Below are 20,602 nucleotides of genomic sequence, written 5' to 3' on the forward strand. Positions count from 1 at the left end.
AATGATATCACCGCGTCACCCTATTTTATTTCAGAGACCATTAATAATCTCAGAAAGTACTGAAAAACTGAATAAGCAAACAAATGATTACATTGCCTTCCCTGATGGAGATTTCAGCGAGCTGAAAGAAGTTAAAACGAATGAACCTACCATATACCTCAAAATGAAAACTCAGTTTATGGATGATATTATCAAACTGAAGTCTTTGACAGAGCGTATAATCAGCAATGAATTTGATGAGAAAATTGATACCTTTCACACAAAGATTTCAAATGATCTGAATGATGACGATAAAAAACCTGACAGCCTCATATCATTCAAGGATACTCGTTATTATCTCCATAATATCATTCATCGAACTGAACGATTTCTTGAGCTGGAAGCGAAAAATCCTGATGATGCTGATAAATTGTCTTTCAACAGAGACAGTTTTTGCACTTTATTTTATGAGTTTCTCGAAGGGATAGACAATTGCCTTGGGGGCAATGGTGCCCGCATTCAAAGTGCATTTACCAGCATCGAGAACTCCCGCGACCCACAAAAGGTGCTATTGCAGATTCGACACGGGTTACTGGATTATTGCATCAAATCATTTCTGATAAAAGAGCGTGCCGGTAATAAGAATGCATTTTTAATAGGGGAAGAAGTACACACGCACAGTGTACTTTACAATTTATTCTGTAATCAGTTTGATTTGCCCCCCCTTAAAGATTATGGTCACAATGTAAAGATCGATGATTTGACAGATATGATTGGACGACTTGAACTTATCCTGCCATCCCTGATGCCAGAGTTCAAAATACTCAATAAACTGACAGATGTGTTTTACCAGGACTTATTATCCTCTTTAAAAAAGCGAAATAAAGAAGACTGGCTAACCCGTCCTGTTCTCAGCTCAGAATTTAAGCATGAAATCACTGATGGAATTAAAGAGGATTTTATAACCCCAATAAATCTCAGGTTCAAAACCAGTGATAAAAGCGGGCTTAGCCTGGGTACAATCATCAAAACCTACGATAATGGGAGCCATGAATTTTCAAAGAGTCGGGAGCGATTTCAGGTATGGTTAATCGATAATTATTTGAATCATACTCCTAGTGCGAACGTACTCACTATGATCGGCAAGAAAAATGACGAAGTTTCTTCCCGGTTTTTTTCGAAGAAACGTAAAGATACAGTTACAGATACAGATGAAGCACCATCTTCCTACATTGGCTCGAAGGATAATCTTTATTTTTGGGTCTTTGAATCAGAGACTCCTCTCATACAGAATGCCAACTGCAGCCTGGATTGGGATAACCATCAAACATTGACTCTGAGTCATTTAAAAACAGTTGATTTTGATAAATTACCCAATGAAGCACGTTTCAATCTTTTTCAATATGCTTTGAACAACGCCAACAAACCAAGTGACTTTTTTGAGTTTTTCCTTGATAAAACTGCATCGGAAAAATGGAACGAAACGGTTAAATCTGACCCTCAAATAAAGGAGATTATGTTAGAAAAAATCATTAATGCCCTGAACGATGATGCAGCAGGGTCAACCGGCTTTTTACCGCATCTGCCTGTGGGATCTCTTAAAAAGCATGCCAATATTTTCTTCACCGACTTATTACACCGGGCATTTAAACTGAAACAGGCTGGCATCATTGACTTTTTACTAAAACATGGTTTACACAAGAGTTCAACCAGGTTTATTAAAACTGAATTCAAGAAATTCTTGTTTTCAGCGGTACGGTCTGACTCAGAAAAATTTAAAATACTCTGTAAACACCCTGTTATTGACTTCAACTCAAAAAATACAAATGGTCAAACGCTGTTAATGATAGCTGCAAAATATGGAAAAACAGAGCACCTGAGACTACTTCTGACAAAGAAAGGAATTAAAGTGAACTTGCAGGACAAGAATGGCGATACCGCACTTATTCTGGCTGCATCAAATGGGCGATTGGAGTGCCTGACAGCACTTTTGACAGAGCAAAAAATTAATGTAGGCCTGCGTAACAAGAAGCACTGGACGCCATTATTGGTGGCAGCGAGATACGGCCATGGGGACTGCGTAGAGAAATTGTTTGACCATGGTGCGTCGTCGATCGATGAAAAAAACAAGGCAGGCTATACAGCGTTGATGCTGGCGGTCATTGGAGGGAATGAACGCTGCGTCTCGTTTTTATTCCAGAAATTCGATAGCGGCAGCAATACAACCAATAAAAAAGATAACACTGCATGGATTCATCTGCGTAATGGATTTGGGACAACGCTGGTAATGCTGGCCGCAAAACATGGCAATATTTATTGCCTGAAAGCAATTCTGGAGAAAAAAATCATTGACGTGAACGAGACAGATAATGACGGCGAAACTGCACTCATGCTTGCTGTAGAAAATGGGCAAACGGAGTGCCTGGAACTACTTCTGGAACAGGAAGGAATTGACGTTAACAAGCGGAGCAATAAATACGAGTCGGCTCTCATCATGGCTGCAAAAAATGGGGACGAGGAGTCACTGAAACTACTGCTGGCGCACGAAAGTATTGATGTGAATGGTTATGCCAATTGGGGTGTTACTGCACTCATGCTGGCTGCAAAAAACGGGCATACGGACAGCCTGAGATTACTTTTGACACATAAAAACATCAAACCGAATGAGTGGAGCATGACCGGTTATACCGCATTAATGTACGCAGCAACAAACGGTAATACGGACTGTTTGCTGGCGCTTCTGAAAATACCGGGAATTGACGCAAACCTGACTGACAGTCGTGGCTGGACGGCATTAATGCTGGCAGCAAAAAACGGTCATGGAGACTGTGTGGAGGCGTTGCTTCTGCATGATCCTTCGTCGATCAATGCACGACAGAAGGCATTCCATACGGCTTTGATGCTGGCGGCAGAAGGAAAGGATGAACGTTGTGCCACGTTATTACTCAAACAACCCAATATAGACATCAATGCAAGAAGTTTGTACTTTAAAACCGCATTGCAGATTGCGGAGGCCAATAATTTAGCAGAGCGTCAACCATGGCAAAAATTTCAACAGATCCTGAATGCAACAAGCAGTGGTAATTTGACATTACTGACTGAACTGCTGAATTTTGCCAAAGCATTGATCCATGTTCGTAATACAAAAGGGTTAACACTGGCAATGGTGGCCGTAAAAAATGGCCAGATTGATTGCCTCAAAGCAATTCTGGCAATGAATGTACTTAAGGTGGACGAGAGGGATAATAATGGCAAAACTGCACTCATGCATGCTGCAGAAAAAGGGCAAACGCAGTGTCTGGAAGAGCTTCTGACACAGAAGGAAATCGACCCGAATGCGCAATCGAATGCAGGTCGGACGGCAATATTCTACGCAGCAAGTAATGGGCGATTGGACTGTCTGAAGGTGCTTCTGAAACACCCGGGAATTAAATCAGACCTGCCTGAAGAGCATGGCTTGACACCATTAATGTCGTCAGTAAGAAACGGGGATGTCAACTGCGTTCAGGTGTTGATTGAACAGGGTGAGAAGTCGATCAATGCACAAAAAAACGATGGCTATACGGCTTTGATGCTGGCAGTAATTGCAGGCGTACCAGATTGTATCAGGTGTTTACTTTTACACCCTGACATCAAAATTGATAGTGAAGTTATCAATCTGGCTAAAAAGCAAAATGATTCAGAAATTTCTCAGCTAATCGTTGCCGAATCCAAATGAGTCTGTCCTTCATCAGCAGGTCGATGTCCAATAATAAATAAGTAGGTGACTAAATGAAATCCTGTTTTCTGACACGTCAGGGCTAACCCCCACCCCGACTTCGGGTAACAAGCCGGAACTTATTTCCATGGTGATTGTTCTAAGCAACCTGACACCAATCAGGACAGATGACAAGTTACCATGCAACCACTTAATGCCGGTGGTTACCCAGCCTTGCTACAAGCCGGTGCTGCTGGAACCTCAGGAACTTCGGATAATATAGACGACACTGCTTCACCCATATATGTCAACCAGATTCCCCGTAGTCCTGGCCCCGACAATTCGGGCTCCTTCGGCAGCACCGGGTTACAACCCCCCTATGGTCACAATCGCTCTGTGAACGTACAAACCGCCGTCAAGACGGACGGCCTGGCTGCCGGAACCGGCGACAGCAGTGATGCAGACGTACACTGCACCGGCGCTACCAGCAGGGTCCCGCTGAATTGCGCAGTTGAGTGCGGGGATATCAAGATGGTGGCATGGCTGCTGCAAAATGGCACCGAGGTTGATGGCCGCAACGAAGGCTTGCGGAAGCAGCGTAAAGCCCGCAGATTCCCCGGCAGAGAGGGGTTTACCCCATTAACCCGGGCCGTCATGCATGGGTCAGTGGACATTGCGAGGTTACTGCTGAAGTCCGGGGCAGATGCTGACCACTGGGATGCCAAAGGCATGACGCCACTGGCCACGGCGGCGGCCCGGGGTAACATTGAGCTAATGCAGCTGTTGCTTGATTACCAGGCGGATATTAACGGCAATACCACTGGCTGGCGGACTCCCCTGACCCAGGCTGCCAGAATGGGGCAGGTCAGGGCGATAAGCCTGTTGCTGGCCCATGGGGCGGATATTAACAGCTTTGCCCGCCGAGGCGTAACGCCACTGACTCAGGCTACCAAAAATGGCCATATCGAAAGCGTTCGACTGTTGCTGACTATGGGAGCCGACGCTGATAGTAATGATTCTGGATGGTGGCCGCCACTGTGCAGGGCAGCGAGCAAGGGAGATATTGAGATTGCCCGACTACTGGTGAGTCATGGAGCCAACGTTAATTGTTTTTACGGCGGCTATTACAGGTCGGGTGCCCTGATCGCAGCTGTCTATTATAGCCATGTCGAGGTGGTGGAGCTGTTGCTGGAACATGGCGCACAGTGGCAAGGCCCGGCAAACGAGCGTGGTCTTCTTAGAATAGCTGTTGATAATGGTGACATCGAAACCGTAAAATTGTTGTTGAAGTATAATGCGGATAATGTTAACGGCAGTAGATTCAGTATCTATTCACCACTGCGAGGGGCAATCAATCGGGGATATATTGAGTTAGCGAAACTTCTGTTGCAAGCCGGTGCTGATCCTGATTGCAATGCCCCAAGTAGTGGCCCTATCCCCAGCCTTCTGGCCACAGCGGCTGATTTCGGACAAATTGAACTTGTTAAACTGCTGTTGCAATCCGGTGCCGATGTTCACAGCCATACCTGCGGGGAACTTACGCCCTTAACGATGGCGGCGTCGGCAGGGCATGACCAGGTAGTGCAGTTATTGTTGCAGCATCAGGCGGACGTTCATAGTCGTGCCAAGGGTAATGGTGCCCCCTTGACGCGGGCTGCAGCGGCAGGACATTACAAGGTGGTGCAGTTATTGTTGCAACATAAGGCGGATGTTCATAGTCATACCTCTGGTGATTGGACTCCTTTGACTCAGGCGGCGGATGCAGGACATGACCAGGTGGTGGAATTATTGTTGCAGCATAAGGCGGATGCTAATAGTCATTCCTCTGCCCGTGGTACTCCTTTATATCGGGCGGCTTATGCAGGACATGACAAGGTGGTGCAGTTATTGTTGCAGCATAAGGCGGATGTTCATGGTCATACCTCTGGTTATTTTACGCCTTTGACGAGGGCGGCTCTTGCAGGAAATTACCGGGTAGTGCTGTTGTTGTTGCGGCATAAGGCGGATGTTCATAGTCATGCAGTTGGAGATGGTACTCCTCTGTTCTGGGCCAACCAGAGAGGGTACTGGAAAATTGCTTTTGAACTGCTCTACTACGGTGCCTGTCCAGAAAGAAGCCAGGCACCGGATGTTATCCACACAGTCACCCAGAAATTTGGCTACAACCCCCGGGAAACCCCTCTCAGTCTGGAAAGTTTGTGCAAGAGGCGTCTGGATGATGTGTTTGATAAACGAACAATATCTTCTTTTGATTTGCCTTATTTTTTGAAAAAAGAACTAATGAAGGAAAAATTTTTCCCATAAGTAGCTGGCCATATGGAATCACATATTTCTGGCTACTTGGGCAGGTGCTATGCGAGGCACAACGGAGGGAGCATAGCCGTAGCTATGTGACCGGAGTTGTAACGAAGCACGACTGCATGGATGCAGGAGCTAGAGCAACGCAGGAGCGGTTGCCGGGAGTGCCTGAACAAGGAGTCAGAAATATGTGATTTCATATGGTTAGCTACTTAAACACGACACGGCATTATTCAGACCCAATGCCTTACTTGCCAGGAGGCTGTCCGAGAATAGCGCCCGTAGCGAGGATTGCGAGAAATTGAGGATAAAAATTTCTGATTCTGAGGAGAATAGCGGGGCTATTTGACGAAGAAGCAGGAATTTTTAGACCAATTTATCGCAACCGCAGTAGGGCAGTCTATTCTCGGACGGCCTCCTAAACAGCAGTCTCATGGTTTGGACGAATCCGCAGAGGTACCAGCATTTTCTGCATTTTTATCCCCCCTTTGTCATTGTATCCCCTGAAGCGCTTCCGACTGACCACTGCAAATCCTCTTTTCGCAAGTACTCTTTTTGCCCGACGTGATTTCAGGGTTTCCTGGGTTAATGTGCCGAGGCTCATAAGTATCCCCTTCAATTGCAGTCGTTGCACCTCTTGAGCGATGGCACCTTGTGTTTCCACACTTAATAAACTGAAACCCTGACGACACTGCATCTTTTCCAGACGGGTCATCCCTGTTGGCACTCTGACTTGCCTGAGATCATGGAAGCTATTATGGATGCCACGGGTAACCCCCCTTCGGCGATTAGTTTTGCAATCTTTATGGTCAGAGCTTGTACAGGTGTGAATGCCTGCACGGCTGGCAATATAGCGCCGGACATTATCGTCCAGATATTTTTCCATGTTCTTTAGTGGCAAGGGCGTCAGTTCAAATTTCTCGGTGATCGTTGCTTCATCAGGTTCAAGCTGGTAAGTCTGGACATAGGAATCCGGCCGACAGTCTTCACGCTTGTTGCCAGTAACCTGTAGCAGATCAGCGGCACCGTGCATGGCGGCTTCCAGTTGCCGTTGAAAGTCCGGTTTCAGGGCAGGGTCATTGGTGAAATCTCTGGTTACCTGCGACGGCAGATCCAAAAGCGAGGCGTCAAAGTGGCCAGGCTGCTGACGGTCTTTGAAGGATCCCGGGAACGAGGCATCAATCCCGGTGCATCGGATAAAATCCATGCGGTCAGCAAAGCGCAGTACATGCAGATAACGCCGAACCGATGACGACAGACCCTGGTCGCTCTTGCCATGTACGTCATCTTCCTTGCGGGACAGTGCCTCGCCAATCTCCTTCAGATACTGTTGTGGATACTGCCCCTGAAGATCCCGTTTGAAATAGTCAGCCGCCCTGGCTTCCTCATCTTGCTTGGGGACATCTTCCGCTGCGGCGTCATGATAGATGATCGCCAGCGACAGCAGATTCTTTTCAATTTCAGAGAAATGCATCTGATGGAATTTCTCCAGCAGCTCGATATACCACAACAGATTGTTCCGGGCCCGCAATACATGGCAGCAGTTGTGATCCGGCTTCCATACCCCGGGCAGTGTGTCACTGCCAAGGCATTTGATGACTCGCTCTGGACCGGGCCGTCGGTAATAGTGCTGTAATATTCTCAGAATGGTCTCTTCGTTATCCCTGGCATTGGGCAGAACCGGTGGTTGGCTGAAGGCGTCAACGATAAACTGCAACTCCGTTGGTTGCGTCAGGGATGCAGTTTGGGGAGACTGACAGCCGGTAAGGCCGAGGGACTTTTGCAGTTCGACGATTTGTTGTTGCCCTTTTTTGATATTTTCTGGCCAGTGCTGATAAAAGGGCTCTTGATCTCGACGTTCCCAGAGTTCTTTAACCCAGTGAATATAATCATCTGCGCAAAGCGTTCCCAGGGATTTTTTAATGCTTTGGGCACTGGTGTTTGCTATTGATTTTCTCACAGCGCCAAGTGTTTGATCATCAGGTACACCATAATAAAACAGGGCTAATAAATTATCCTTAAAGTGCTTATAGCAATAATATCTCTGAAAAGGTTCCCGAAGTGTGACGATAAACACTTCCTGCAGTTGTGCTGCATTGAAACTCTGACAACGTTTATGAAACTGCAGCATAACAACCGGATGATTGAAAGAGCGGTGACCAATCAGAAAAGACATAGTAGACCATAAGTGGCCCTTGTAAGGTATTCCCAATGCCTCAAAATGACAGCAAAGCCTTATTGAATAAAGTTGCCCCAGAACGTTCAGGCCGGTTTTCCAACCAATAGACAACACTCCGCGTCTGACCAGATCACTGGCTAATTGGAAAACTCTATCTTCCTCGTAAGCTGTCTCTCTCAAATCCTGGCGTTCATCATGATCATCCGACAACTTGTAATCATTTCTGTACCATAATATTTCAGCTGACTGGATCAGCAAATCAAGTATTGTCTGATATTCCCCCCGGTAAAAAAACTTTCTTTGAACAGGAGCATCCCGCTCTAATAATTTCCAAATACGGCCTATTAATTCCCGTAAGTTTTCACGACTGAAGTCCGGGCTCTCTGCCAGTGTTATAATATCCTGAAATGGATGCTGTAGCGTTGGCAGATGGTGTTGATTGATGGTTTTAGCTTTTAACGGCATAGGCAGAAGATTCAACATCCCCCTGAAGGCATCTTCAGAAATGTTATGGGATAACGCAAAATTACCAAGCCTGGCCTCATTAAGTGCTAAATGATCAGTACTGAGTTCATCCTCAAAATAAACCTCTGCTGAACCGCTTTGCTGGGAATAAACCATCCAGGGCAACGAATCAATGCCAAAAACCTCTTCTAACTGGTGTTTATCCTGCAAATGTTCGGTAATGCTGTTGTCAGTGCCCTCTTTTACCGTGAGATAGCACTTGATTTGTGATTTTATGTACCCGGTGGTTAGCCATTCTGGATAGCATGTTAAATTTTCATTATCTTTTTCCTTGAATTCTGGCGGTTTGAATGTGCCTTTCCTGCGCAGCTGACCTGATGAAGATTGCTTATAAACAGTACAGAGCCGTGTCGCTCTCTCCTTCATTTTCTCCCGCAGTGAATTGTGGTCAGGCAGACATTTAACAGGCAGTTCGTCTGGCTTTAAGGCATTGTTCTGTAATCTGGATGTTCCGGCATTTTTCTTATAAACAGCGAGAGTACCGGGGTTTATAATGCCAACGGTGGCATGGTTCGATCTTAACATCAATGGCACATCTTCCATAATCAGGATGACGGGTCTTGGTGCTTTTGGTAACTCATTGTTATGATCAAGATAAGCCGACTCTTTTTTGAATCTTGCATGAGCTGATTCCCCGTGACACATCCAGACCTGTCGAGCACCCAACGTGCCTGTCTTGAAAGCACCCAGCAATTCCTGCCTTATCTGCTCTCTGCTACCCGGGGAGTGGCGAGTTTCAGTGTTTGAATGTTTGCCTGGTTGCACCGGGCAACTCTCAGGATTCTTAAACGATACTGTTGATAATGAGTGTGCTGCATTGGGTAATGAATTCATAGTGATAATACAGAATGTCAGAGTGATGACGAAGGTGAGTTTATAACCGGCAATACCTGACCCAACTTTTTTATAAAAAAAGTCCCTCTGTTTTTGTAAAAACGCAGCCTTTGGAAAATTGCTGTTGCTTTTCCTGACCCTAGGAGGCTGTCCGAGAATAGACTGCCCTACTGCGGTTGCGATAAACTGGTCTAAAAATTCCTGCTTCTTCGTCAAATAGCCCCGCTATTCTCCTCAGAATCAGAAATTTTTATCCTCAATTTCTCGCAATCCTCGCTACGGGCGCTATTCTCGGATAGCCTCCTAGACAGCTATGTTGCGCTTAAGGGTTGAAGTGAAGAAATTCTAAAATTTTGTTGCCCAGTCGATCAGATGTTAGAGCATTGATGCCAGTTAAAGCCCTTCTCCATCCCAGATAGTGTGATAGATATTTTGTGGCAACTCCGTGAAAAATCCCTGTAATCCACTGCTTCAGGTGGCTGTGGTATGCATTCACATGCTGTAAGTGAAAAACACCTTCTATCACCCGTATTCCAGAGGATGACACCAGCTCCTTAAAAGTAAATCCTAACGCTCTCGCAAGCTTTTCATGTGCAAGACTGGCATCGGCACATACGACAGTTTCAATATTTATCCGGCCACTTAAATGGCGACAGAGTTCATCTGCGCTCTCATTTTTCAATACACCATCAACCGTCTGACTTCCTCGGTCTCTAGCTACCATGACTGGTATTTTTCGACAGTCTGTCTTCTTATCACTACCTCGTTTCCTCACGGGTCTTGGCAGGCCTTTTTTTTGACCTTTAAAAGATTCGCGAAAAAAAGTTTCATCGAGTTCGGCAATACCACTGAGTTCTGGTGCCTGATCATGCTCAATGACCTGTAAAAAACGATGTCGCCAACGGAATGATGTATTTAACGAAACTCCGCATTGCTTGGCAGCCGGGCGAAGCGTTAAAGAGTGGGTCATTCCCTCAAGATATTTCGGCCATGCTTCAGGGCGTCTTAAACGGGCCAAGGGTGTTTTGGAAAAAGCGTTCAGTGTTTTTCGGCAAACCTTGCACCGAAATCGTTGGCGTTTGTTCCTTTTCCCCCAGCGCTGAAGGGCTTCCGATCCACAATGAGGGCATTTCGGAGCCCGTACAAAACTATCCTCAATAGACTTTGCAATATTGGAAGGAGAATTTTGCTCTGATAGAGCATTGATAAGAGTATTTCGCTGCTGGCTGCTTAATAACGGCACAGCATTAAGAAGATCTTGAAACTGTCGGGGCTTCATAACGTAGCCTCCCATTGCAGGGGATCACGACAGTTTAGACCTATCAACCTTTAAAACAAACATAGGCCTCCTAGACCATGGAAAACATTCGCTTGTTAAAATCCAGAGACTCGATTACCGCACTAATATCCTGACGCCGACCTTTCATTAATTGTTCACACAGTTTTTTATTACCTAACCAATATTCTCTGAAATTCATCACACACCTGATTTCATCTTCTCCTGTGCGATCAGTATTTGTTTGATTAAATGGTGATGACAAATCGCTCATGCGCTTAAAAATAATTTTCACTGAATTAACAATTTGTTGATGCAGTATTTCAGCATAATCAAGTCGTTGCTCTCTCAGACAGAAGTCTTCTTCCGGATTATGGCGAGGATCACTGCGAGGGTACCCGGGAGAGGATAACCTGGGTAATCCTGCAGCGGGTTGCGGGCCATAACGATACCAACTTTCAGGCAGGCAACCAGCTTCATCAGCAAATACCTGAGCCAGGTCATACAATTTGCTTATTTTAGTTAATGATTGCTCTGGTGTAATACCTTTACAGGTCATTTCATTTAAAAGTGAATTCAAATATTGTGACAACTCTTCTGCCCTGGGAGAGTTTTCCAGGTGAGGTCCTGCAGTAAAATCAAACATTTCCTGACTTACCGGAATCGCTAATGGAATGGAGACCTGCCATTCACTTATGCGCTTTGCAATACGCTCTCCGAGATGGACATCCAGATGTTGAACAAAGTTATCTCTGGCTACTTCTACATTTCTGGCAACAGTGTCAGTAAAGGCTCTTATGGCAGAATATACGACACAGGTGTCTTCCCGGTACCCTTCATACCGAAACCAGAATGCATCGCTATAGGATAGCCTTACACCTGAATCTGCCAGAACAATACTCATGACTGAAAAACAACCATTTTTCATATATAAAATATGCAGGTAATTCGACAGTGCTTCGTACCGAAAGGTTCAAAATTCTGAGAATATCCTGACAGAGATCATTGATGTTGACTCAATAACTTCACTTTTCAGGTATCAATGCAAAGAAAGTAGAACTGATCTCTTATCCTATAATGTCGGATAAACAAAATATGGGAGTTAAATAAATGGCCGAGTCATTCTTCGAACAACAAAATGTGCTTGGACTTATACTGGAAACCTGCTGTAAGGACCCTGTCACCGGCTTTTTTCGTGACGGTTTCTGCCATACCCACCCCGATGACAAAGGGGGGCATACGGTGTGTGCTCACATGACTGATGAATTTCTGCAATACTCGCTGTCTAAGGGCAATGACCTGATCACCCCCCGGGAGGAATGGGACTTTCCCGGGCTCAGGGCCGGTGACCGATGGTGCCTGTGTGCAGCACGATGGCAAGAAGCATTGGAAAACAATGTAGCACCTCCTGTTTATATCCGGGCGACCCATATCAATACACTGAAGGTGATTGAACTGACTGTTTTAAAACAATTTGCCATTGATATCAGCTAAGTCGTGGCATCGTATATTTCTGGCTATGTGGGCAGTTACTGTGCAAGGCAAAACGCTATCATGCTGGTACATAGCCATCGCAGGGTTTGCCAGGAGTCATCTTGTGCATTGAAGAACCCGCAGCCAGTCTGCTCAAGCCCTGGCTGCGATTAATGAAAGAGAAGCCGGTTCCAAAACAACCTAAACTACGCTGGCGATATCGCCTGGTTTCCTCAGCATTTTATCTATGTCGCCTATATGAGTTTCTTCATCTGCAATCAAACGGCGGGCATACTCTTCAACCACCACCAGTTTATCTTTCTCGGCAAGTTCCAATAGATCGTAATAGTACTTTACGCCCTGCTTCTCAAAATCCAGAGACTCCATCAGGATGTCGTGAATATCATGTTTTGAGGTTTCCAAAAGCCCACCGATGCCAAGGGATGGGTGCTCACCGAGATAAGTGATCATTTCTCCCGCTTCATAGGCATGATTCAGCGTTTCTGTTGCTGCTGAACGAAACCATCCAACAATGGGAATCCTGCTATAGCCAAACACCATAAAGCTGTAGTGACTGTATCGTACAACCCCTGCCAGCTCATGCTCCAGAATCTGGTTCAACTTGACCACTACGGCCTGATGCTCAGTGGACATAAACACCTCATCTCAAGGTTATATTTGAGCATGAAAGTATAGTCAGAATTATCAGTGAACCAGTCAGGATGATATTTCACCAATTCAAGAACCTAATAATCATTTTGAGGTCAAAGACGATGTTTAAAGTCCAGCTGTTCAGGGTTTCATTCTGAAAGCAACCACATCGACCTCCTCCCACTCAAAGCCTGCTGGCCGGATTGACCAGACAGCCGGTTCACGTCGGCCGCCCAACCGTTCCAGAAGCACCTTTAACGGCAAAAAAGTCTCAAACCAGCCATCTCAAAGTAAAGCCTCCATCCCGGATATAAGCAAACAGATTGAAGACAGCTTTTGGCAGAATAAACAGTTACAAAGTCATAAAATCACCACGGCTGACGTGCTTAAAGCCTATAGAAATGAAAGTTCGACGATAAGAAGCGGCTTCTTCCTGCAAAAGCTCTGCTTGAAGAACATTTTACACAACGATCGCAAAGTTACCCCGGATCAGGTCATTCAAGAGTTTAGCCAGAAGCCAGATCGGCAGAATAAGTACCAGGTAGCAATAGCCCGCTTCCGAGCGGAATGTTGCCTGAGAGTTTTGCCATTGCATGGCCAGCCGGTCACTCCGGAGCAAGTGACCAGGGGTTATCAGGCAGTCAGGGCAACACTGGAGCTGGCGCGCTTTAAGGAAGAATGTTGCCTGAGAGGGCTTACTTTGAATGAACGACAAGTCACACCGGAAGCGGTAATCAGGGATTTTCAGGCAGTCGGAGCAACACTTGAGCTGGCGCTTTTCAAAGCAGAGTGTTGCCTGAGAAACCTGGCGTTGAATGGCCAGCTGCTGACACCGGGTGAGGTGGTGAAGGATTTCCCGGATAGTCCGGAGGGGCAACTCGGGCTAATGCGCTTTAAGGAAGACTGTTGCCTGAAGTACCTGCCGTTGAATGGCCAGCAGGTCACACCGGATTCGGTGATTAAGGGGTATCAGACAGCCAGGACACGACTGGAGCTGGCGCGTTTCAAGGAAGAATGTTGTCTGAGGGGGTTGGTGTTGAATGACCAGCAGGTCACACCGGATGAAGTGGTGAAAGATTATCAGACAGCCAAAGCGACACTGGAGCTGGCACGCTTCAAAGCGGAATGTTGCCTCAGGGGCCTGATTTTGCATGGTCAACAGGTCTCACCGGATTCAGTCGTTAAGGATTTTCAGGCCACCAGGGCAAGACTGGAGCTGGCTCGCTTTAAACAACAATGTTGCCTGAGGGGACTGCTGTTAAAAGGCCAGAAGGTCATACCGGATTCGGTGGTAAAGGATTTCCCGGACAGTCCAGAAGGCAAGCTGGGAATAACGCGCTTCAAAGCGGAATGTTGCCTGAAAGGACTGCCGTTGAATGGCCAGCAGATCTCTCTGGAGGCGGTGATTAAGGACTTTCAGGAGAGTCAGGAGGACAAAGTGGGGGTCGCACGTTTCAAAGCGGAATGTTGCCTGAGGGGTCTGATGTTGAATGGCCGACAGGTTACAGCGGATAGGGTGGTCAAGTGTTTTCCGGGCAGTCTGGAAGGCAAACTGGGGGCCGCACGTTTCAAAGCGGAATGTTGCCTGAGGGGTCTGATGTTGAATGGCCGACAGGTCACAGCGGATATGGTGGTCAAGTGTTTCCCGGGGAGTCCGGCAGGCAAGCTGGGGATAGCACGCTTCAAGGAACAATGTTGCCTGAGGGGCCTGGCATTAGATGGTCAGAACGTAACACCGGATGCGGTGGTTAAGCATTTCCTCGATAGTCCGGATCGCAAAATGGGGATAGCCCGCTTCAAAGCGGAATGTTGTCTGAGAGGTTTGCCGTTAAATGGTCAGCAGGTCACACCGGAGGCCGTGGTTAACGATTATCAGGCCGCCAGGGCAACACTGGCGCTGGGACGTTTCAAAGCGGAATGCTGCCTGAGGGGCCTGCCGTTGAATGGCCAGCAGGTCACACCGGAGGCGGTGGTTAACGATTATCAGGCCGCCAACGCCACACTGGAGCTGACGCGCTTCAGAGAACAATGTTGTCTCAGGGGTATGTTGCTGAATGACCAGCCGGTCAGACCGGAGGGCGTGGTTAAGGATTATGAGCGTGGTGGCTGGTTGCTCGAAAGAGCTATTTTTTATACTCAGCTGACATTGAGCGCCAGGGAATTGAATGGTCACTATCTGGATAACCGGGAAGTATTGGCAGCGTTTAATGACGCTCCCGGAGATTATTCTGCAAAGCAAGCCAGGTATCTGATTCAAAGGCTGACGACAACTCAGCAGTTCGATGAAACCAGCGAAACCCGGAGTACACTTCAAGAGGCATGGCACATCTTAAACAAGGTAATGGTCAAAGACGATGAGCAACATCGACTCCAATGTATAGTGAAGTTCATGGCTATGCAGCATGGACTGCCCATTGATCATCAGAGTGTATCAGCAGAACAGGTATTGCAATCCATCACCATGCTGCGGCGCTCATTTCAGAATTCACGACTGCATTTCTTCTTCCTGACATACTGTTATATCACGGGACAGTCTATTGATGGACGGAAGATCACTAAGCATCAGGCCCTGGAGTGTCTTCAGAGCTTTCCAGCCGCAAGCAGGCTGCGCCACGCTTTAGGCCGCTGGTTCGCACAATACTGCTGTGACGCCAGTACAATGAATGAGTTACTGTTCGATGGCCACAAGCACTCAGCTAACCGTGCCATTGTGGGTCAAACCGTGAAACAGCGGTTAACAACAGGTGACACTGGCTTTTTGCAAAAGCAGGTTTCGCGGTTTACTGCGCTTACCCTGAAAACACTGGAGATTATTCAGGAAATCAATGACTCTTATACCCATCCACCCATGCTGATTACCGGTTCTTACGCGCGCTTTTTACAGAACCTCTGCTCATCATTTAATGATATTGATATTATCTGCACGCAGGAAGCATCCGCCAGAACACTCTTTGACAGGCTGCTGGCACTGAACACCGACAGTGATTCTGAAATCCCCAAAAACATCATTATCTGGCCAATCCGGGGGTGTCAGGCGATTAAACTGCCACACGCCTACAATATTCAATTTAATGACGGTGATTTGGGGATGAAAGCCATGGTACTTCAGGTCAGCATTGACGCCAGAGCAGCCCATAAACAGGCCGTACAATTACCCGTCCACGTTCCTGGCGTTAAAAAACCGGTATGGTGCCTGTCGTTTGCTGAAGAAACCCGATTACTGAACGATACGCTGGAATACCTCGCTAATAACCTTGACTTGCTGACAGAACAATTGCAAGAAGGAGCGGAATACCTGCCACGAACCATTCTGTTTAATCTTCCTCAAAACCCTGATGAGCGTATTTATGGTTTGTTTATGCGCTGCCTGCTTAGCCTGAATAAAGCACGGCAGTTTATCGCTCTGCAAGAAGCCCAATCCAAACAACCTGACGGCCAGACCAATCACCTTCAAGAACATCGCCTGCCTGTGCTGACTGAAACGCTGCAAATAAAATTGACCAGCCATGCTTGCCGTAAGGATTTTGAACATAGAATTAACGACTGGCTGGCGACAACACATCATGCTAATGATTATGAGTTCAAGAGGAAGAACTTTATCAAAACACTACTGGCAATAATGAATATTGAAAGAACTTATCAACCTGAAACAATTAATCAGATTGAAAGCCATTAACCACACAATCAATCCTGATTAACTCATCAGTTTTTATTTAATTTTTTCAAATCACTCAATATCATCTAATAATTAATTTCAGTAATTACCGATGTTCATCTCAGAAAATGATTGATGAGTAAGGGTCCAGTCGAGTTATGAATAATATTGGCAACGGCAATTTTACCTGCAACCCCGGTTCTGCAACAAACCAGCGGGATACCGGAGCAGTTGATGAATCCGCAAGAGCAATGCTGGGACACCATAGTGTTGGTTATAATAATCCCCCTCAGACCCATTTGTCTCATGCACCTTCACCCGAAGCTGAGACGATTTTTAAATTTACAGATGTAGTAACTGGCGACACCCACATAGCAAAAGATTTTTCAGAGCTGTTAAGTTACGATCAACTTCTTTTAAAGCTAAGGGACTCTGGTGGTGAAATTTATGCCAACCATGGTCAGCCCGTAGAGCAAATCGCTAAAGATATTCGCTCAAATGATTATCTGAAGTGGTTACTATTATCAGTTAACAATATTGAGGAAATTCCTGTTGCCCGGGAAGCTTCACTTATTGCCGACAGGGATATATCTACTAGTGGTTTTGATGTGGAAGATAGCAGTGGATCTGATACGGACAATGCCCCTGAGAGACCATTTAACGAAGCGATGAGTAATCGCACAAACAGGGCGCAGACATTCAATAATAGTAACTGGAGAAATGTAAGACGTTCGTCTGTTTTTTCCTCTGCTGTCTCTAATCAGGATATTTCTGCCAGCGGTTTTTATTCACTCAAAGATGGGGAGCTGGTGCGATGTTTTTCATGTGGTGGTTGTCTGCAAAACTGGAAAGTAGATGAAACACCAGATGATTTACATGCCCAGAAGTTTCCAAAGTGCCAGTTTATCCGAAAGAAGTTAGGTGCTGAATTGGTTAATACCATTCAAGAGGCCCTTACCACTGAACAAAAAAATGACGTAGCCATGACTATTCCCGGATCTCGACATTTATACAGTCAACCTATCGGTGGGCAGAGTAATCGCCAAGTGGCGGGCTCCAGCGATGACTTAACACGTTTTCCTGCCTCTTCATCCTCCAGAACAGCCCGATCCAGAGCCCGGTCCAGGGCAGAAAGATCCAGAGCAGAGAGATCCAGAGCAGAAAGATCCAGGTCCAGGCCCAGACCTGATTCCAGCTCAAGTTCCAGCTCTATATCGGGATACAGGTCTGACTCTAGTTCCGGTACTTCATCACCAGTATCCTGGCTTGATCAAGAGCATCCTGCAAATTACAGAACAAATAATCACCCTGCTGATATAAATCTGTCGGTTAACGAAGCCAAAGCAAGGCTTGTAAATATTTTCAATCCAGGTCAAATACAGAAACTTCACATCCTTGAAGATAAGGTCAAAAGTGCAAACGATTCAGAGCGTTTACACCTGGGTGATGTATACAAAGAAATACTCAATAAACTGCTGAAAAAACCGGAGCTCATTGGAGAGATTATCGGAATAATTGAAAGTATGTCATCCAGAGATTGCGAGGACCATACCGCGGAAGTTTGTGACCTGATAAAAGTAAGATTCAAGGCAGCAACACTGACGGAGGGTATATGTGATCAAGATAACAGCATTAACTGGTTTTCATTGCTTGGTAAAGCCAAACTACTTATTCATGAGGAACAACTGATCAGCGTCCTGGGCAGGCACAACCTCCTTGGAGGTAATGAATCCACTGAAATCAGAGCGTATGTAAAAAACCGGTTTGCGAGAGAAATTTGTGAATTTTCTGAAAATCATATTCAACAATATTTCCCAGAACAGGGCCGTAGTGTTGTCAATGCTATCAGGGGGCAATATGGAAGATTACAATATGATTTTATTCAGGCAATAAACAATAAAAGCCTGTTAAAAAATTACTTGATAAGCTTATGTAAGGATGAAATATTTTTTGCGTTTATCAAATCCCATGATGAAGAATTATCACAATGGTTAGCAAAGGAAAATAGCAACTTTGATGGGTTAGTGGATCATTATGATCAAAACCATGCAGGGAGTTCCAGTTCCAATGAATATGCCTATGTTACTTCATTAAACAGGCTCAGGGAAACCAAGGATCTTGTTGATTCAGTGGCACTAAATCAATTTTTTGAGTCAAAGATTGATGAACAATGGAATGCACTGGTTTATGCGACCCAACCGTCAACTTACTAGTATCTGTTTTTTTGTAAACAACTGAATTATTGACAGATTATTTATCATAGGAACCTTTCTAAAAAGAGGATGTCTTAATACATAATTCAATTATTCTATAATTCAATGTATTACTATCATCAATTACCCGATGTCGATATTGATCCTGATGGACTTTTTGCAAGACCATCAGATCAACCGCTTCAGACAGGCACAAATGAACAACAGTCGACGTACCAAGGTATGTCTGTTAAAGCATCTATTGCACCGTTGCCTCTATATCATAATCAACCAGGTAAACAAGACAATAACACTGGCTCTGCTAACTTTTGGGATGGATATAACATTGCACCTCTACCACATGTCAGTCCTTCAGACTTTTTCAGCACTGATATTACTAAAGATGAAACCACTGAAAACCACCTTCAGCAGCCTGCAGTCCCTTTTCATAACCCATTTGATGATCCCCGGTTTGAGAAAAGATCGATAGTCATCATTGATAACCTTACCAGGCAAGATCAGGTTATTGACTTTACGGTTAGACGGAAACTTCAGAGTAGTGATCCCACATATATTTATGACGTGGGTTTACCTCAAACAGCCTCACAATGCTTATTGTGTGTTAATAATAACCTTCATCAACCAGCCTACAATACTGATCAGGCGTTTGTTAATAATCATTTTAAGCCAGCAACGCCAGTTACAATGATTACAGATAGTGTGCCATTTCAAAGTGATACCGCTTACGCAGAGAGCAAAAGAGTGCGCAAGAATGCGCGCTATCATAATGATCCTGCCTATGCCGAGCGCAAAAAAGAGTACAACAGGGTGTTCAGAAGGGATCGCTTACAGAATGATCCTGCTTACGCAGAGAGCAAAAGAGTGCGCAAGAATGCACGCGAAAGGGCGCGCTATAAGAATGATCCTGTCTTTGCCAAGCGCAAAAACGAGCGCAACATGCTGCGCAGAAAGACTCGCTTACAGAATGATCCTGCCTACGCAGAGCGCATGAGAGAGCGTGACAGGGAGCGCAAAAGAGCTCGCTACCATAATGATCCTGCTTACGCACAGCGCGAAAGAGAGCGCAAAAGGGAGCTTCAGAGAAAATACCGCTTACGCAAGAGCATGAAAGGGAGTGCCAAAAGAAGCACTACTACAATGAGCCCGATTTCGCAGAGCGCCAGAGAAAGTGCCAAAGAAAACGCGACTGGCATAACACCTCTTCACCCTGTCCCCTCGCACTATATACCCGGGACAGTCAAAATTACCATTTTTTAACTTGAACTTTTATGAGAAAGATTGGTCTCAGGGTGGTGTTCAATAATTCAATATTTCGATGTACAGTCCTTCTTCTTTTGCTTCAGCTCGATTAAATGCAGCCTATGGCCATTTACCTTACTTTCATGATTCTACTTTTTCTGAATCAGTAGCAATAGGCAGGCCCTTCTGCCGTGACGTTACAAAAGTGTCGAATATTCTATCTTTTATGCGTGGTGGTGAAACTGCTGAAGACTATCTTAAGCATCCAGCTGTGCCTTTTTATAATCCCTGGTTTGAAAAAAAACCAGCAGTAATCGTTGCCAGCTGTCGTGATAAAAATCAATCAGTTGACTTAATACCCGGAAGTAAACTTCAAAATACGGTTCCCCCCCCTGCATACATTCCTGGTAATGAACGTTTTTCAATCCAGTCTCTTTTAGGTTTAAAGCAATCAACCAATCAAAGCATACCAATTGTTAATAGCAGTCTTCATCAACCTGAAGAAATTTCCACTCATGTTTCCAATACACAGGTTCGTACCGGTACTATTTTCAGGTCGGTTGAAAAGGCTGAGATAATTAAA

The 20,602-nt window shown here is 45.5% G+C and carries 11 protein-coding genes; 6 read left to right on the forward strand and 5 right to left on the reverse strand.

Features of this window, described 5'->3' with window-relative positions; translation table 11 throughout:
- Position 1 precedes the first annotated feature (1 nt).
- Both ACO6UX_RS14525 and ACO6UX_RS14530 read left to right on the forward strand, forming a co-directional pair.
- On the forward strand, positions 2-3,697 hold the full coding sequence (locus ACO6UX_RS14525) for an ankyrin repeat domain-containing protein (RefSeq protein WP_422448726.1): 3,696 nt from the start codon (positions 2-4) through the stop codon (positions 3,695-3,697).
- Positions 3,698-3,877: 180 nt separating this feature from the next.
- On the forward strand, positions 3,878-5,980 hold the full coding sequence (locus ACO6UX_RS14530) for an ankyrin repeat domain-containing protein (RefSeq protein ID WP_422448728.1): 2,103 nt from the start codon (positions 3,878-3,880) through the stop codon (positions 5,978-5,980).
- 412 nt (positions 5,981-6,392) lie between these two features.
- On the opposite strand, the gene ACO6UX_RS14535 is transcribed toward ACO6UX_RS14530, so the two are convergent.
- From ACO6UX_RS14535 to ACO6UX_RS14545, 3 genes are all read right to left on the reverse strand, one after another.
- Positions 6,393-9,512 carry a hypothetical protein gene (locus ACO6UX_RS14535; protein WP_422448730.1) on the reverse strand — a complete coding sequence of 1,040 codons (3,120 nt, stop codon included), beginning with the start codon at positions 9,510-9,512 and terminating at the stop codon, positions 6,393-6,395.
- Between the two features lie 322 nt (positions 9,513-9,834).
- Positions 9,835-10,791 carry an IS1595 family transposase gene (locus ACO6UX_RS14540; RefSeq protein ID WP_422445623.1) on the reverse strand — a complete coding sequence of 319 codons (957 nt, stop codon included), beginning with the start codon at positions 10,789-10,791 and terminating at the stop codon, positions 9,835-9,837.
- Between the two features lie 70 nt (positions 10,792-10,861).
- Positions 10,862-11,692, reverse strand: a complete 831-nt coding sequence (locus ACO6UX_RS14545; RefSeq protein ID WP_422448732.1) for a hypothetical protein — start codon at positions 11,690-11,692, stop codon at positions 10,862-10,864.
- 206 nt (positions 11,693-11,898) lie between these two features.
- Between ACO6UX_RS14545 and ACO6UX_RS14550 the strand changes: the two genes are divergently transcribed.
- The gene (locus ACO6UX_RS14550; protein ID WP_101748766.1) at positions 11,899-12,282 is read left to right on the forward strand and encodes a DUF2237 family protein; all 384 of its coding nucleotides are present in this window, start codon (positions 11,899-11,901) and stop codon (positions 12,280-12,282) included.
- Positions 12,283-12,462: 180 nt separating this feature from the next.
- Here the strand turns inward: ACO6UX_RS14550 and ACO6UX_RS14555 are convergent, their stop codons facing one another.
- The gene (locus ACO6UX_RS14555) at positions 12,463-12,915 is read right to left on the reverse strand and encodes a ferritin-like domain-containing protein (protein ID WP_422448734.1); all 453 of its coding nucleotides are present in this window, start codon (positions 12,913-12,915) and stop codon (positions 12,463-12,465) included.
- A 445-nt stretch (positions 12,916-13,360) separates the two neighbouring features.
- Between ACO6UX_RS14555 and ACO6UX_RS14560 the strand changes: the two genes are divergently transcribed.
- From ACO6UX_RS14560 to ACO6UX_RS14570, 3 genes are all read left to right on the forward strand, one after another.
- The gene (locus ACO6UX_RS14560) at positions 13,361-16,588 is read left to right on the forward strand and encodes a hypothetical protein (RefSeq protein WP_422448736.1); all 3,228 of its coding nucleotides are present in this window, start codon (positions 13,361-13,363) and stop codon (positions 16,586-16,588) included.
- Between the two features lie 137 nt (positions 16,589-16,725).
- Complete coding sequence (locus tag ACO6UX_RS14565; protein ID WP_422448738.1) at positions 16,726-18,780, forward strand: baculoviral IAP repeat-containing protein; 2,055 nt, start codon at positions 16,726-16,728, stop codon at positions 18,778-18,780.
- A 105-nt stretch (positions 18,781-18,885) separates the two neighbouring features.
- Positions 18,886-20,037 (forward strand): hypothetical protein, encoded by a 1,152-nt coding sequence (locus tag ACO6UX_RS14570; protein WP_422448740.1) that lies wholly within the window; start codon positions 18,886-18,888, stop codon positions 20,035-20,037.
- Positions 20,038-20,276: 239 nt separating this feature from the next.
- Here ACO6UX_RS14570 and ACO6UX_RS14575 read toward each other — a convergent pair whose 3' ends face one another.
- Entirely contained in the window at positions 20,277-20,417 is a 141-nt protein-coding gene (locus ACO6UX_RS14575) for a hypothetical protein (RefSeq protein ID WP_422448742.1), read from the reverse strand.
- Positions 20,418-20,602 lie beyond the last annotated feature (185 nt).

Origin of the sequence: Endozoicomonas sp. ALB091 (genome assembly GCF_049310265.1) — a bacterium.
In the GTDB taxonomy this organism is placed as follows: domain Bacteria; phylum Pseudomonadota; class Gammaproteobacteria; order Pseudomonadales; family Endozoicomonadaceae; genus Endozoicomonas.